This window comes from uncultured Microscilla sp. (assembly GCF_947493425.1).
In the GTDB taxonomy this organism is placed as follows: domain Bacteria; phylum Bacteroidota; class Bacteroidia; order Cytophagales; family Microscillaceae; genus Microscilla.
The window spans coordinates 63,645-80,259 of the sequence record NZ_CANLRP010000008.1 but is presented as its reverse complement, the minus strand read 5'-3'; the positions used below and the strand labels follow the sequence as shown (position 1 = coordinate 80,259).

Here is a 16,615-nt window from a genome sequence, read left to right as displayed (position 1 = left end):
TCTTATCAATTGTATTTTCGTATATCTTTTTAAAATCTCATTTCTAACTTGCATACTCACATGTCTACTTTACGCTGCTTCGTTATATTGATTTTGTTGTTCTACTGTGGAAGATTTTCTGCTTCTGCTCAAAAAAAAATAGCCCTTACCCAACCGTTTTACAGTAACCTTGACCAAGCTCTTCAGAATAAAAGTAAAGTACAACGGCTCAACCTAAGTAGCCAAAGGCTAAAAAAAATCCCTCAAAATATTGTATTGCTCAAAAACCTGGAAGAACTTAACTTAGGGAATAATCAATTGACAGCTTTTCCTAAAGTGCTTTTTCAATTAAAAAAATTGAAAATACTCCGCTTGTATAATAATAACATCAAACATTTGCCTCAAGGCATAGACAGTTTAAAGTCACTTGAAGTGTTGGACATTCAGCGTAACTCATTGGTTGATTTGCCTGGCAAGTTTGTTCGTTTGCGTAACCTTACCCAGCTGAATATTGCCAACAATAAGCTCAAAGAATTGCCCGAAAATATAGGAAAGCTTAGAAAGATGCGTGTATTTGAGGCGTATGGCAATCAGTTAAAACAGCTTCCGGCGAGCTTCAGTAGTTTGCGAAAACTAGAAAACTTGGGGTTGGGGAAAAACCAATTGGAAAGTGTCTCATTGGGCAAATATAAAAACCTGCAATCGCTTGATATAAGCCGCAATCGTTTGACTAAAACACCTGATAACTTAGGAAGTTTAAAAAAGCTTACTTCGCTTTTTTTGCAGCAAAACAACCTAACCAAACTACCTGAAAAAATAGGCGCTTTATCCCAGTTGCGTCGTTTGTACTTAAATGAAAACAAGATCACGCAATTGCCCAAAGAACTGACATCTCTTGTTCAGTTGCAGGTAGTAAAACTTGAACATAACCAGTTGCTAGAGCTGCCCAACGATATTGGTAAATTGAGCCAACTCAAAGTATTGAGCCTGCATCATAACCTTCTACGTTCTCTGCCCGAAAGCATAGGCAATCTTACCCGGTTACCTACCTTGCAGTTGAGCAACAATCGCCTGGAATTGTTGCCTGCCAGCCTTGGCAACATGGCTTCGTTGAAGTCTATCTGGGTGAGAAAAAATAATTTACAAACTTTACCCAAAAGCATTAGTCAGCTCAAAAAAATAGAGCGTATTTACGCCTCTCAGAACCAAATCTCATTATTGCCTGTAGAGTTGGCAGAACTTACCCAGCTCAAAAGTCTGGCAATTAGTGGCAACCTATTGACCGAAATACCCTCTGAACTATGGGGGCTCGAAGAACTCTATTACCTCGATGCCAGCCGAAATCAAATTACCAGTTTGCCCAACAAAATCTCTGACCTTCGTTCATTGCGTATATTGGTATTGTCGCATAATCGTTTGCGTACTTTGCCATTTGGCATTACTCGCCTAAAAAACTTAAGAGAGTTATACCTTGATAATAATCAATTGGCTAAATTGCCCCCTAATATGGGAGCTTTGCTCAACCTGAAAATATTTACAATGAAACGTAATGGATTCACTAATGAACAAAAAGCTCACATTAGAAAACAGCTTTCCCACGTTAGAATAGGATTTTAATGCATATACAACCTGAGGTATCACTTAAGCCTCATAATACTTTTGGCATAGATGTAAAAGCCCAACAATTTGTAGAGGTTCACCAACTTTCTGATTTACAAACCTTACTAAAGGAACAACAACAAAACCCCACGCCATTGTTGATATTGGGTGGAGGGAGTAATGTGTTGTTTACCCGTGACTTTGAAGGGTTGGTAGTTAAAATAAAGCTTAAGGGGATCAGTCTCCTGCGGGAAGATGATTCAAATGTTTGGCTGGAAGCTGCGGCCGGTGAAGTATGGCACGATTTGGTAATGCATTGTGTGCAAAAAGGGTATGGAGGAATTGAAAACCTCTCGCTGATACCTGGAACAGTAGGGGCAGCCCCCATGCAAAACATTGGAGCGTATGGCGTAGAGATAAAGCAGGTACTGGAGACAGTGCAGGCAGTAGAGCGTAGTACAGGGGTACTCAAGGTTTTTACCAATGAAGAGTGCAAGTTTGGGTACCGCGAAAGCGTATTTAAAAACATTTACAAAGATCAATTTGTAATCACTGGTATTATCCTAAAGCTCTCCAAAAAGCCAGCGTTTAATACCAGTTATGGTGCTATTCAAGAGGTTTTGCAAACCAACCAAGTCAAAGAATTAAGCATACAGGCAATTAGTGATGCCGTTTGTCAGATTCGGTCGAGCAAACTACCCGATCCTGCCAAGATTGGGAATGCAGGAAGCTTTTTTAAAAACCCCACTATACCTTTAGCTCAATTTGAGCAACTCAAACAAGCTTTTCCTCATATTGTAGGCTATCCGGTGGCTAACAACCAGGTAAAAGTACCAGCAGGGTGGCTAATAGAGCAAAGCGGCTGGAAAGGTAAACGTGTTGGAGACATTGGCGTGCATACCCGCCAGGCTTTGGTATTGGTTAATTATGGAGGGGGAGAGGGCAGTCAAATACGCCAATTATCAGTAGATATTCAGCAATCCGTTTTACAAAAGTTTGGCATTACCATTCAGCCAGAAATTAATATTATATAAATCATTGGTTAAAGGTACAAGTCTCAAGCGATAAGCTTCCAGTTAGCCATGTTCTACCAGCAACTATAAGTTATTTATTTTTAAGTGCTTGTAATTTATCTGGTTTTGCTAAACCTGAAGATGAATACAAGCCAAAAAAAAGCCTGTCTCGTTAGAAACAGGCTTTTTTTATATGTTGAATGTCTAATTTTGTTATCCAAGTTTAAATGCGATGGGTACATACATACGGTACTTTACGGCTTGCCCTCTTTGTTTGGCTGGGTTCCATTTAGGAGCTCCTTTGAGTACTCTGATAGCTTCTTCATCGCAACCGCCACCAATGCCCTTCTTTATCTGAAAATCGCTCAGACTGCCGTCTTTGTCTACTACACACTCTATTACTACTCGGCCTTCAATGCCCATTTTGCGAGCTTTACTAGGGTATTTGAGTTTGCTTCCTACATACTTATAAAAAGCCTTCATCCCGCCTTTTGGTGTAGCGCGTTCTTCTACAATCATAAAGATTTTCTCTTCTTTCTCTACTACAGGTGGAGGAGGAGGAGGAAGTTCTACTTTTACTGGAGGAGGAGGGGGCGCCTCTTCTTTGAATTCTACGTCCAGGTTTACTTCTATTTCTTCGTCAATTTTTTCTTCATCAGGTACCTCTACTACCTCTGGTTGTTGTAACACAGGAGGAGGAGGGGGAGGCATCTCTGTAATGGGGATTTCTATTTGTTCTTCAAAATCTTCTTCATTGTCTTTGAACTCTACTTTAGTAATAGAGTCATAGATTTTCCATTCGAAAGAAACAACGACAAACAGCATTGTTACAGCAAGCCCAATACTAAAGAAAAACCACCTACGTCGTCCTATATCGGCTTTTGGATTTTTTTTAAGTTCCATTATTTCAATTTTTTAAAAATTGTAAGTACAACAAAAATTCAGTGAGTAATTTTAGATCATATAGTATTGTTTGAAGTTATATCTCCTTAAATACTTACGTAAAATATTTACTATTAGATGCATTTACATAAGAATAAAAGTGAATTGTACTAAAGCATGTAAATACAGGGCAAACTTAGGTGTTTTATTGAAATTTTTGAAGAAATATGAATGCTTTTTAAATGATTTAATATTTTTTTAACATTCAGTTTTTATAGGTTGGATGAAGTAAAAAGCAGAAACACCTAATTTGTATTATACAGAGATATTGTTTTGAGTTATTTTATCTTACTTTATTCTATAGACACCAAAGAAACTTCAAGGGTTGCATTTGTTTCGAAATAAAAAACCCCGACTAGATCTAGTCGGGGTTTGAACTTATTGTTAAGTTTTATTTTCTAGGTAGACTATTGTAATTTAAATACAATAGGGATAGAACGGCGAACTCTTACTGGAACACCACGTTGCTTACCTGGCTTCCATTTAGGTGCATTTTTCAATACACGAATAGCTTCTTCGTCACAACCAGAGCCAATACCTTTTAGTATTTTTATATCGGTAATACTTCCATCCTTTTCTACTACAAATTGGATGTATACTTTACCTTCTACTCCCATACGACGCGCTTGTGATGGGTATTTAAGGTTTTTTCCAATGTATTTGTAGAATTTTTTCAAGCCACCCTTTGGCATTGCTTGATCTTCTACAATCATAAATATTTTTTCTTCTTTCTCTACCACAGGAGGAGGAGGAGGAGGTAGATCAACTTTTACCGGAGGAGGAGGGGGCGCCTCTTCTTTAAATTCTACGTCCAGGTTTACTTCGATTTCTTCGTCAATTTTTTCTTCATCAGGTACCTCGATTACCTCTGGCTGTTGTAATACAGGTGGGGGAGGAGGTGGCATCTCTGTAATAGGAATTTCAATTTGCTCTTCAAAATCTTCGCCATCATCTTTAAACTCTACCTTGGTGATAGAATCATATACTCTCCACTCAAAAGAAACAACGATAAATAGCATTGTTACAGCAAGCCCAATACTAAAGAACAGCAACTTATTGCGTCCGATATCAGCACTGGGGTTCTTTTTTAACTCCATAATTCAAACTTTATTTATATAAATTCTTTTCAATTAGTTTTAAACATTCTGTAATATATAACAAAGATAGTAAGTCTTTTTTTAAAAAACTAAATTCTTAGTTTAAATTTTATATATCAAATAAAAAATCAACAACCCACCAAAACACCCAAGAATATTTGCCATAGCATCGGCTGAGTCGAAACTTCGTCCGGTGTTTGCCAGTAATTGCACTATTTCAAGCATTATTGAGTAACCTATACCTATACCCATAGATGTACGGAAAGGGTAGAACCTAAGTGATGTAAATGTGTGTTGTTTATGAAAGCCAACAATCATCAAAAAGATCAAGATACAAAATTGAGAAAAGTGGGCAAACTTGTCGAAACTTAACAAGTCCCATTGATTCATGGATGGCATGCTATCTTTGGAAGCAATAGTGAGCAATAGCATGATGAGGGCCCAGGTGATGGTATATAAATTGTATCGGAGAAACATAATCGAGGTTAAGTTGGCGTGGCAATGTCCATTGCGTTGGTATGTACAAAGGCTGAGTCATAAATAAACCAACTTTATTTATTTTATGACTCAGGCAATTTGGAGTAATGTTGTTTTAGTTAAGCCTAAGCCTCCACAAGTGCTTTGTAGTCTGTAACAGACAAAAGTTCTTCGGCATCTGCTATGTTAGCAAACTTCATTTTGATCATCCAACCCTCTCCATAAGGATCTTGGTTTACCAGTTCCGGAGTATCAGCTAACTTTTCGTTTACTTCAAGCACAGTACCTTCAGCAGGCAAATACAAGTCTGCCACTGTTTTTACTGCTTCGACCGTACCAAAAACAGCGTCTTTTTCCAGTTCTTCGCCTTCAGTTTCTATCTCTACATACACAACATCTCCCAGTTCACTTTGAGCGTGTGCTGTAATACCTATCACAGCAGTGTTGTCCTCTTCCAACCTGATCCATTCGTGCTCTTTGGTGTATTTTAGATTATCCGGAAAATTCATAAAGGTAATGATTTAAATAATGATAGATATGTAACCTGTTAATTATGAGTTGTTTAACAGTTTTTCAAATCTTGTTCTAGGATTTGATTTTGCAATAAAAGTGTTTTTGCTAAAAAATCAAAATAAGCTTTAAGAATTGCCATGTATCTTAGGAGCAAGGCTAAAATGCTATTAAAAGGAGGGTGAGTAGAGATAGGGTAAAATAAAAGGTGGCTTTTAATTAAAAAACCACCTTTTATTTTTTAAAAAAGTAAACAAAGCTTATTTCGCTTCTACCTCGTTGGGTTTGTACCCAAACAACCGTTTAGATACAATGGCTTTGGCAACAGCTTCAGGAACCATTTTTTCCCAGCCAGGGGTACTTTGTTTAATCATGTTGAGCACATTGTCTGAGATGATTTTAAGGCTATCTTTTTCAAAGTCTGCAATATCTTCTATTTTGTCGTTTACAATCAAATATTCGTATAAATCCATTAAATGAGGCGACAAGTCAAAGTTGGCGCAAGTATAAAGCTCGTCAGGCATATCGCGCATATATGCCGGGTATACATAAAGCTTTACATTGCGGCTAAAAAGTGTACTGAAAGACTCTAAAATTCCACCCGCGAGATTCTCATAGTATTTTTCATCAAAAATAAGCTCCAGTACATATATACCCAGAATGATACCGATCTTTCGTCCACGGTTAAAATGAGATAAATAAGATACTAGGCGGTAGTACTCTTGATAATTGGAGATAAGCACATGTTGTCCCAATGAACATAAAATGTCTACCCGATCAAGAAAATCACGGTAATCAATGTCTTTTTTACCCATCATCAAATCGTGCAGGGTAAGTTCCGTCAATACAATGAGCTTGTTTTCGTCTACATCATCTTCTTGTTTAAACTGCTCAAGTCCACACTGTAGCATGTCCAGGTTTACGTTGGTAGGTGGACGAAAACGCCCTCTCAGCACCAAGATATTTTTTTTGTATATAAAGTCAGATACTTGATTTACCGAGCCGTCAGGACCAAACATGGCGGCATTAGTCAGTCCATTTTTTACTAACTGTAGGGTAAGCAAGCGGTTGTCTATGCGCTTAAAATCAGGACCAGACATACGAATCATGTCTACTTCTACCCGGTCTCTGCCCAGGTTGTCCAACAAAGACTGTAATAAAATTTCGGGGGCATCATAATAATTAAAAGCGCCATAAATAAGGTTGGTACCAATGACACCAAAAGCTTGTTGTTGGGCAAGGGTGTCGTTGTCGCGCATAAATACGTGAATTACGATATCGTTGGGAGGGGTTTCGGGGCGAAGCTGATAACGAATGCCTAACCAACCGTGCCCCACGTTGGTTTTGTGGTAGTTAAGCGCTACTACTGTGTTGGCAAAGGCAAAGAAAGAGGATTTTTCGCCTCTAATTTCTCCTAGACGCTCTTCAAGCAGACCATATTCTTTTTCAATCATGCGTAGCAAACGTGGTTCACACACATAACGCCCACTTTCTTCTGCTCCATAGATAGCATCACTAAATTTCATGTCGTAAGCCGACATAGTTTTGGCAACTGTTTGGGAGGCAGCACCAGCTTTGAAAAATATGGCAGCGGTTTCCTGACCAGCCCCAATTTCTGCAAATGATCCGTACTTTGCGGGGTCAAGGTTTATACTGAGGGCTTTTTCTTTGGTGCTTATTATTCTGTCCATAGAGTTTTGTTTGATGCGAAGTGTTGGCAATGATTGTTTAACTATGAACTTGTTTAAGGTTTAGCTTCGCTGAGCTTGCCCTAAAGGGCTGCGGTTCTCCAAATGATTCAAAACTAGCTTTTTGATTACAATGCTTCGTTGTGTAAACACTCATTTAGCCCTGCTAAACTTCGCCTTACACGCCTCGCCTGAAATCAAAAATTTAATTTTTGCTCTCAAAGCATAAAACGTAAACAAGTTCTATATTGATATGCTAAAAATAATCTGCAAAAACTTTTGAAACACACTATTTTGCCAAAAATATAAACAACATCTTTGCCAAACAAAAGATTGGTTGTTATTAAATTGTTGTGCTGTTTTTGAGTCTCAAATCTGTTATTTTACTAATTTGAGACTCTTTGGTGGTCAGCACTTTTGTTGGTAGAAAGCGCCAACTTTTATGGTATGAACGAAGGAGGGGAACGAATGTTCTTATAGAGGTTGTTTACCTGACGTTCTGGCAGAGATTGTGTTTTGGCTTTAGGATTGTTCAATGCTTAGCATCGATCCAAGGGTAGAGGAATTGAATGTAAGTGAGTGGATTGATCAAAACGCCTTGATGGGTGTAACAAAGAGATTGATTTTAGTTATTCATTTTTAGAAATATTTGATTTATGATGCAAAAGATTCACGCTACTACAGTATTGGCTATAGTGCATAATGGTGAGGTGGCTATAGGTGCCGATGGACAAGCTACCATGGGCAATACTGTAGCCAAAAGCAATGTACGTAAAATAAGGAAACTATCTGATGGTAATATTTTGGCAGGTTTTGCCGGGTCAACTGCCGATGCTTTTACTTTGATTGAGCGGTTTGATGAAAAACTAAATGCTTATGGTAAAAATATGAAACGTGCCGCCATAGAGCTTGCTAAAGATTGGCGTACCGATCGTTATTTGAGACGCCTTGAGGCGATGTTGATTACTGCATCGAAAGACGAGGTTTTGGTGATTTCGGGAACAGGTGATGTGCTTGAGCCTGACAATGGTATTGCTTCTATTGGTTCGGGTAGCATGTATGCTCAGTCGGCCGCCACTGCCTTGAAAAAACACTCAACTCAAATGACTGCCGAAGAAATGGTGAAAGAAAGTTTGCACATAGCGGCTGACATTTGCATTTACACCAACCATAATATTATCCTAGAAAAGCTGTAAAGTTTTAAAGGTTATCAGTAAACGTTTTAACATGGTTTGTTGGTAACCTTTTTATTGACCCTCCCTCTACTTTTTACCATTACTTTTTAATCAATGCATTGAGTTGTTTAGCCCCATAGATAAAAGCAACAACACTATCTTATTCTTTTTACTCAAAACACTATTATGTCATTAGCCGAATTTGCGCCAAAAATGTCCCGACGACGGCGTAGCAATCCCCCTAAAACCTCCTTTAGAGAGAACTTAAAAGCCTTTAAGAACCTTCCTAAGTTTTTTAGGCTGATATGGGAAACGAACAAAACATTGACTTTTACCAATATTCTGTTACGCTTGCTTGCGTCAGGTTTGCCTTTGGCAATGTTGTATGTAGGCAAGATGATTATGGACATCATTGTAGTGTTGTACAAAGCAGGCAATATTCAACACTGGCACCAAACCCCAGAACTATGGCAATGGATACTGGTAGAGTTAGGGTTGGCAGTACTGGCTGATCTGTTGAAGAGAGGGATTACCTTGTTGGATGCTTTGCTGGGCGATTTGTTTAATAATGAAACTTCTATAAAGTTAATGGAGCAAGCCGCTCGGTTAGACTTACCCCAGTTTGAAGACTCCGAGTTTTATGATAAACTGGAACGTGCCCGTCGCCAAACTACTACTAGAGTAGTGTTGCTTTCATTGATACTGAGCCAGGCACAAGGTATTATCACTATGTTGTTTTTGGGGGCAGGACTGATGTTTTTTAATCCTTGGTTAATTTTATTGCTGGTGATTTCTGTAATTCCAGCTTTTTTGAGCGAAACCTACTTTAACCGTTCCAAATATTCTCTAAGCCTTAACTGGACTCCTGAACGGCGAGAGTTAGATTACCTACGCTATGTAGGTGCCAGTGATGAAACCGCTAAAGAAGTCAAGATTTTTGGCTTGTCTGATTTTTTAACTTCAAGGTTTAAGTTGTTGGCTTATGAGTACTACTACGCCAATCGGAAACTTGCTGTGCGAAGGGCTATATGGGGAGGTTTGTTCAATGCCTTGGGAAGTGTGGGTTATTATGTTGCTTATGCTTTGATTGTGTTCCAAACTGTTCAGGGTACATTATCTATCGGAACACTTACGTTTCTTGCCGGATCGTTTAATCGCCTAAGAGAACTTACCCAAAAAATATTGTCAGACTTTTCCAGCATTGCTCAGCAGGCATTATACCTTCAGGATTTGTTTGATTTTTTTGACATAAAACCGTTGATTCTTTCGCCTGCCCAATCGCGCCCTATCCCTGAGAAAATACAGGAAGGCTTTGTGTTTGAAAATGTAAGCTTTAAATACCCTAACACCAATCAGTGGGCAGTGAAAAATATTTCATTTACATTGAAAGCGGGTGAAAAACTTGCATTAGTGGGAGAGAATGGCGCTGGTAAAACTACTTTGATTAAATTACTTACTCGTTTGTATGACCCTACCGAAGGGCGTATTTTGCTGGATGGGTATGACTTGAAAGAGTATGATTTGACTGCCTTGCGCCAGTTAATTGGGGTGATTTTTCAAGATTATGTAAAATTTCAGATGAATGTATCAGAAAACATTGCCATTGGTAAAATAGATGAGAGAGAAGAGCCCCCTAAGATTATACATGCAGCAGAACAAAGCCTGGCAGATAAAGTGATAGAAAAACTGCCAGATGGTTATGGTCAAATGTTGGGGCGTCGTTTTGCCAATGGTGTGGAGCTTTCGGGGGGTGAGTGGCAAAAAATAGCGTTGAGCAGAGCATATATGCGAGATGCCCAGCTGATTGTATTAGACGAGCCTACATCGGCATTGGATGCCAGGGCAGAGTATGAGGTATTTCAACGATTTGCCGCATTGACCCAAGGCAAAAGTGCGGTGTTGATTTCTCATCGTTTTTCAACCGTAAGGATGGCAGATCGTATCATGGTACTCAAACAAGGGCAACGGGTAGAGCTGGGTTCTCACGAAGAGTTACTGGCACAAGACGGCTACTATGCAGAGTTGTTTAACCTTCAGGCAAAGGGGTATCGTTAATTTTTATTTTTTTGATGAGGGTTGAACTGGACAAATTTGAGTAGTAATTGGTGGAGTTTTTTCCAGTCATTCATGTCTATATAAGCTACCTTTTGACCGTTTTGAACCAATAGAGCAGTATGGGTATTTTCAAATAAAATATTTTGCCTGGGATACCCTGCCATCATGCGTTGGTTTACTTCATGGCTTAAGTCGGCAAACAAGCTGATGCTTTCCCATTGCCCTGTAATTTTGTGTAAAGGGTTGGGTGGAGCATCGGTAGGTGGAGCGAGCCTGGTTAGGTGTAGTTTAAGCCCATATTCTTTGGCGTAGTCATAAAGCAAGTTTTGAAAAGGTACCTGCAGAGCGGCTTCGCCATAATTAGCGGCTTGCTCTAGCTCCTGGTAATACCTCCGAATACGTCGACGTGGGGTATTTTTATATTCTGCAAGTATATTGAGGTAAATATTAGAGCCAATATATATGATAAAAACCGCCCAAAAAACCGCCAGAACAAGGTTTGCCAACATATCATATGAATTTTGTTATGTGAAAAATCGATCCTTATACACACTAAGGTGTTAGATCGTTGTAAGAATAATTATAACTCTTTATACATCAAAATAATTCCAGAGATGATTTGGAGTAATGTAGCAAGGTTGTATGCTCTCACTAATTTTGCTATATTGATATTCTATATAAAAAATTACTTGGTAAAAACATTTATGGCAATAACAAATGCAGTAGAAAACCGGAATGTTCGAGGCTATTTACAGGAATTGGCAAAAGAACTAAAGGCAAGTTATATTGAGTATTCAGACAATACCATTATTATTACTATTCCTTTACAAAAAGGACGTTTTCAGGGGGTGAAAGTGTTAATTGCCGAAAAAAAGGGAGAGATGATGCTTACATTTACTTCTTCGGTTTGTCGTTTATCCGAGTACGGCAATATTGATTTTAAACACTTGCTTGAGATAAATTATGAGTTGTGCTATACCAAAATAGCCATTATCGAAGCAGAGTTTGTAGAACTGGTGGCATCTGTACAGTATGATGTTTGTACCGACGAACAACTACGTAATATGGTGATAGAAGCGGCTACTGTGGCAGATGAACTAGAGCTAAAATTAACCGGAAAAGATATATATTAAAGCCAGTTTGTAAGGTGATTGTATTACAAATTACCTCATATATATTGATCAATACAGGTGGTCTTATCAGCTGCAAACCAAGTACAAATTGTCAGTTTTTGTTTATACCAGAAAACTCAACATGCAGCTTGCTGCATCGGTATACATTGGCCTACAAAGTAATTTCACTAATATCCTACTACTTTACATTCTACCCTGCGATTGAGTATTCTTCCGTGTTTGGTTTTGTTAGGGTGCTTAGGCGATACCTTGCCGTAACCCTTATAGGTAAGTCGTGAGAAGTCAATGCCTTTCTCAATGAGGTAATCTACTACTGCCTTTGCTCTATCTTCCGATAGTCCCACATTTCCTTTTTTGCTTCCCAACTCATCGCTGTACCCCGCAAGTTCTACTTTTACCTTAGGGTTGGTTTCCAGAAAATTTACCAGTTTGTCAAGCGATGGATGGCAATATTTTTCTATTTTCCGGCTGCCAAATTTAAAGTAAATACGAAAATCGGAAGGGGTAGTAGTTGCTAGTTTTTTGAGTTTAATATTCAATATTTTTTCACTCGACTTGCTATTTGCCGGAATATCAAAATAGGTAGAATAAAACATATACCCGGTCTTTTGCACATACAACAGGTATTTTTTACCCGCTTCCATTGTGGTAGAGTATGCCCCCGATGGATTGACCGAGTTAAACTCGTCTACTACTTTGTTGGTTTCTACATCAATCAGTTTCATTTTGGCGTCTATCAGTTTTTTAGACACCTCATCAGTTACCGCCCCTCGCAGCATCACAATAGAACGTTCAGTTTTAGAACTTGGCAAAAATTTAATGGGTAATATTTTAACTGCCACCTGAAAACCAATTTCATTTACTTTGTTGATGTTATACTTAGGCAAAGAAATTACATAAATATCGTGTTTGTTAGAGCCTTCCCCTTTTATCGACGAATAATACCCACGACGATAATCACCCGAAAGCACAAAGTGAATGTCATCGCGTATGGTGTTGATAGGATACCCCATATTTTTTGGTTTAGACCATTCATCGTTTTCAAAACTGGTTTGGTAAATATCATAGTCATAGCGACTTGAGTCTCCTCGATGTCCCCGTGAACTAAAAAACAAGGTTTTACCATCTATATGAATAAACGGGGAGTCCTCATCTTGTTCAGTATTAATGTTAGGTCCCAGGTTGACAGCTTTGCCCCATTTGCCATTGGCACCCTTTTCACTTTTATAAATGTCTAGTCCTCCTTGCCCTCCTGGTCGGTCGCTAGAGAAAAATAATGTTTTACCATCTGCCGAAATTGTCACCGATGGTTCATGGTAAATGGTATTGACATGCTTGCCCAAAGAGCGAGGTTTAGACCAGGTATAGTCTGCCTTAAGGTCAGACACATAGAGGTTGCCTCCTCGGTTGTCGCGGTAGGTAAAAAGTTGTTTGCCATCGGGCGATAGCGCCACCCCCGACTCATGGGTAGAGGTGTTAAAATCTTTGATTTTTTCGGGTGCGCTCCAATAGCCCTTAGACTTGTATGAGATGTAAATGTCTTCGTGAAATAAACTGTCATTGCTATCTCGCTTTCCCCCAGTGGTATTAGGGCGTCTTGAGGTAAAAATAAGGGTAGACTCATCTGCCGAAATAATAGGCGCATATTCGTCATATTCGCTATTGATAGCCTTGCCTAAGTTGTTAATAGGTCGGCTATAGGCGTTTTGAGTATGTTGAATGGCATTGTAACATTCCTGCATTTTTGACCTTACAATATCTTTGAGGTCTTTTACTGCCATTTTATTTTCTATAATTCGTATAGAGTCCTCTTTAATTTTGGTAAATTTTCTAAAGGCCTTTTGGTAGTAATGCATTGCCGTGTCCAGGTTATTGTTGTAATGGTTGATCTCGGCAAGAAAAAGTTCATTAAGAGATATTAGAGAGGGGTTGTTTTTATAAATTTTCTTTAAAAAACCCTTGGCATCCTTTTTATAAGAAGCTTGCATTAGCTGCAAAAAGAATACTCCCATTTCTATTTTTTCCGATGCTTTGCGTAATGTCTTCTTGATGGTTTTTCCATAAGTTTTTAAATTGGGGTCTTTTATGCTACCTGAAGCAATTTCACCGGAGTTTTTAGGGAACAGCCTTTTGGCAAGTTCTCCTGAACGTTCAAAACGTTTAAAAAAATTATTGGCTTCTTGTTTGGAGAGTGATTGAACAATTTGAATAAAGAAAGCCCCTAGTTCGGCCTTGGTTTCGAACTTTTGCACCAAACCCTGGATTCTTTTTGCATAAAAAGTCATATCTTTCGCAGGCTTGGTGGTATCGCCATGTACGGTTGTGGTGTTGTTTTTAGGTTTTACATCTGTTTGGGCGTTTAATAAGCCTGGTGCACAGCAACAAAACAATAAAATTAGCCAGTTTTTTTGCAGGAGTAGATGAATGGAATTGAATGTTTTCATAATGGATTGTTGCCTTGGTTTAATACCCTAAAATCAAACAAAATTAATTGCCAAGTTATTTAATGATAGTATACAAAAATATACAAAATACTTTATTTAATCAATGCTAATGGATACAGCATATTTGAAAGAAAACCACCTGTTATTGCTGGATAGTATCAGTGGCAGTAAAGCTTATGGACTAGATGGTACACACTCAGATACCGACATTCGTGGGGTTTTTATATTGCCCAAAAAAACATTGTACGGTATGGAGTATACTCCACAGGTTAATAACGAATCGAACGATATAACTTATTATGAGCTCAAGCGCTTTATAGAGCTTTTGGCAAAAAATAACCCCAATATTTTAGAGTTACTCTATATTCCGACCGATTGTTTGATTTATGAGCACCCATTGTTTGCCAAAATCAAACAAGTGCAAGTTCTATCTAAACTTTGTCGTAATACTTATGGCAACTATGCAATGTCTCAGATAAAGAAAGCCAGAGGTTTAAATAAAAAGATCGTAAACCCTATGTCGCCAGACCGCAAAACAATTCTTGATTTTTGCTACATTGTATACGAGCAAGGAAGCATTCCTTTGCGTAAGTGGCTCAAGTTAAGAGGTTTTGCCCAAGAACAATGCGGTTTGGTGAATATTCCTCACATGCGCAATATGTATGCCGTGTATTATGACCCTTCCAGCCAAATGGGGTATCGGGGAGTGATGCAAAAAGAGAATGCCAATGATGTGATTTTGAGTTCAATACCCAAAGGCGAAAAGGTGGTGAGTTATATGTCATTCAATAATGACGGGTATTCGTCGTATTGCAAAGATTATAAAGAATATTGGCAGTGGGTAGAAGAGCGCAACGATGCACGTTATCAAGGGACACTTGAACATGGCAAAAACTATGACGCCAAAAACCTCATGCATACTTTTAGATTGCTCACTATGGCAGAAGAAATAGCCAAAGAGGGCAGGTTGATTGTAAGACGACCCGATCGGGAGTTCTTACTTAAGATTAAAAAAGGTGAATTTGAATATGATGATTTGGTAAAACAAGCCGAAGAGAGAGCCAATAACTTAGACGATTTATACGCCAAAGCTGATTTACCTGATACACCTGATGTAGCAGGCTTGGAAAAAGTATTGGTAGAAATCAGGGAAGAGTTTTATGCTATAGGCAAAGGTGGAAAGTCTCCAGTTTCGCCTACCAAAACGGCCCAAGACCTGGTAAGGGAGAAGGCAGCCACTAAATCTAAAGAAGCAGCATCTGCCCAACCTCAGCCTACACCAATAACAACCAAAGTGGAAGCCAAGGAACCTACAACAGAAGAGTCGTCCAAGGAAGCTTCTAAAGGTGAAGAGGGCACAGCAGACAAATAATGATCAAAGCCTTCTTGCGGCACCATTGCAGAAGGCTTTTCCTCACTTCTTTTTGACCAAGGGCTCCTTAGACAAAACCCACCAATCAGTAATACTTAGATAGATGGTGGTGCCAGGTTTCAAAGAGGCGAGCGAATACACCCACAGGTTCAGTCCATTGTTGCTTTGTACCTGAAGCAAATAATGGTTTCCCATGAATTGTTGTTGAATTACTTGACCACTGAGGTGCGCTTTTTTGGCTTTGGTTACTTTCAATTGTTCTGGGCGAACACAGACTATTTGGTCTACATTATGGTTTTTGATGAAGCCTTTGGGCAACAATTGACTGCTAAACACATTGCAAAGTCCAAAAAAGCGAGCGACAAACTGGTTGGTTGGTTTTTGGTAAATGTCTTCAGGAGAAGCGGTTTGGATCAATTGCCCACCTTGCATCAGGGCTACCTTATCAGCAAACGACAAGGCATCGCGGGTGTCGTGTGTGACAAAAACAAGGGTGGTATTGTAGCGTTTGACCAATTGCTTGAGCGCTTGCTTTATTTCTTGTTTTAGTATGCCATCTATTTGGCTAAAAGGCTCATCCAAAAGTAGTATTTCTGGTTCTGCAGACAGTGCCTTTGCCAAAGCAACTCTCTGTTGTTGACCACCCGATAGTTCTCTGGGGTATTTTTTGACGAAAGCCTGCAAATGAAAAGTCTGGAGAAGTTCTTCTGTTCTTTGTTGCTGGGTAGTGTGGTCATAATACCTTAACTGGTAATTGATATTCTCGCCAACGGTATGGTGAGGAAAAAGCTTAAAATCCTGAAAAACCAAGTGTATATCAGGGTGTCCAGGTACCAACTCTTCGGCATACTCATTAACCAACTCATCTTTATAATAGATTGTACCTTGGTTTGGCAACATCAAGCCTGCCAATAACCTCAATAGGGTAGTTTTACCAGCGCCACTGGGTCCAGTCAACGCCAGTACCTCGCCTTGGGTTACCTGTAGCGAAACCTGATGAACAGCAGCTTCAGCATTTTGGACAAATGTTTTACTAAGTTGATCTGTGTGTAAGATAATATTTGCCATAGTGACCTGTCAATTTCCTATGAGTAAAGAGGGGACAAACTTACTACTCTGTGGGTTAATTTG

At 39.0% G+C, this 16,615-nt stretch carries 14 protein-coding genes; 6 read left to right on the top strand and 8 right to left on the bottom strand.

The features are described from left to right. The first annotated feature begins 60 nt into the window (after positions 1–60). A complete protein-coding gene (locus Q0954_RS04360; protein ID WP_299454122.1) occupies positions 61–1,596 on the top strand; it encodes a leucine-rich repeat domain-containing protein in 1,536 nt (511 codons plus the stop codon). Next, positions 1,596–2,612, top strand: a complete 1,017-nt coding sequence (murB, locus tag Q0954_RS04355) for a UDP-N-acetylmuramate dehydrogenase (protein ID WP_299454119.1) — start codon at positions 1,596–1,598, stop codon at positions 2,610–2,612. The genes Q0954_RS04360 and murB overlap by 1 nt, the downstream gene beginning before the upstream one ends. A gap of 192 nt (positions 2,613–2,804) precedes the next feature. On the opposite strand, the gene Q0954_RS04350 is transcribed toward murB, so the two are convergent. From Q0954_RS04350 to Q0954_RS04330, 5 genes are all read right to left on the bottom strand, one after another. Next, positions 2,805–3,494, bottom strand: a complete 690-nt coding sequence (locus Q0954_RS04350; RefSeq protein ID WP_299454116.1) for an energy transducer TonB — start codon at positions 3,492–3,494, stop codon at positions 2,805–2,807. A gap of 446 nt (positions 3,495–3,940) precedes the next feature. Continuing rightward, on the bottom strand, positions 3,941–4,630 hold the full coding sequence (locus Q0954_RS04345) for an energy transducer TonB (protein ID WP_299454114.1): 690 nt from the start codon (positions 4,628–4,630) through the stop codon (positions 3,941–3,943). A 102-nt stretch (positions 4,631–4,732) separates the two neighbouring features. Then, a complete protein-coding gene (locus tag Q0954_RS04340; RefSeq protein ID WP_366916707.1) occupies positions 4,733–5,029 on the bottom strand; it encodes a VanZ family protein in 297 nt (98 codons plus the stop codon). Positions 5,030–5,232: 203 nt separating this feature from the next. Next, complete coding sequence (gene gcvH / locus Q0954_RS04335; protein ID WP_002693929.1) at positions 5,233–5,616, bottom strand: glycine cleavage system protein GcvH; 384 nt, start codon at positions 5,614–5,616, stop codon at positions 5,233–5,235. A 261-nt stretch (positions 5,617–5,877) separates the two neighbouring features. After that, positions 5,878–7,308: a hypothetical protein gene (locus Q0954_RS04330; protein WP_045112920.1), complete on the bottom strand. Its 1,431-nt coding sequence runs from the start codon at positions 7,306–7,308 to the stop codon at positions 5,878–5,880. 653 nt (positions 7,309–7,961) lie between these two features. Here Q0954_RS04330 and hslV point away from each other — a divergent pair. Both hslV and Q0954_RS04320 read left to right on the top strand, forming a co-directional pair. Next, on the top strand, positions 7,962–8,501 hold the full coding sequence (hslV, locus tag Q0954_RS04325) for an ATP-dependent protease subunit HslV (RefSeq protein ID WP_045112921.1): 540 nt from the start codon (positions 7,962–7,964) through the stop codon (positions 8,499–8,501). Positions 8,502–8,666: 165 nt separating this feature from the next. Continuing rightward, a complete protein-coding gene (locus Q0954_RS04320; protein WP_299454096.1) occupies positions 8,667–10,535 on the top strand; it encodes an ABC transporter ATP-binding protein in 1,869 nt (622 codons plus the stop codon). On the opposite strand, the gene Q0954_RS04315 is transcribed toward Q0954_RS04320, so the two are convergent. Next, positions 10,532–11,044: a hypothetical protein gene (locus Q0954_RS04315; protein ID WP_299454093.1), complete on the bottom strand. Its 513-nt coding sequence runs from the start codon at positions 11,042–11,044 to the stop codon at positions 10,532–10,534. The genes Q0954_RS04320 and Q0954_RS04315 overlap by 4 nt on opposite strands. A 195-nt stretch (positions 11,045–11,239) precedes the next feature. On the opposite strand from Q0954_RS04315, the gene Q0954_RS04310 reads away from it, so the two are divergent. Beyond that, entirely contained in the window at positions 11,240–11,668 is a 429-nt protein-coding gene (locus Q0954_RS04310; protein WP_299454091.1) for a hypothetical protein, read from the top strand. 167 nt (positions 11,669–11,835) lie between these two features. On the opposite strand, the gene Q0954_RS04305 is transcribed toward Q0954_RS04310, so the two are convergent. Next, a complete protein-coding gene (locus tag Q0954_RS04305; RefSeq protein WP_299454089.1) occupies positions 11,836–14,112 on the bottom strand; it encodes an OmpA family protein in 2,277 nt (758 codons plus the stop codon). 109 nt (positions 14,113–14,221) lie between these two features. Between Q0954_RS04305 and Q0954_RS04300 the strand changes: the two genes are divergently transcribed. Beyond that, on the top strand, positions 14,222–15,484 hold the full coding sequence (locus Q0954_RS04300; protein ID WP_299454086.1) for a nucleotidyltransferase domain-containing protein: 1,263 nt from the start codon (positions 14,222–14,224) through the stop codon (positions 15,482–15,484). Positions 15,485–15,526: 42 nt separating this feature from the next. Here the strand turns inward: Q0954_RS04300 and Q0954_RS04295 are convergent, their stop codons facing one another. Beyond that, positions 15,527–16,552: an ABC transporter ATP-binding protein gene (locus tag Q0954_RS04295; RefSeq protein ID WP_299454084.1), complete on the bottom strand. Its 1,026-nt coding sequence runs from the start codon at positions 16,550–16,552 to the stop codon at positions 15,527–15,529. Between the last annotated feature and the right edge of the window lie 63 nt (positions 16,553–16,615).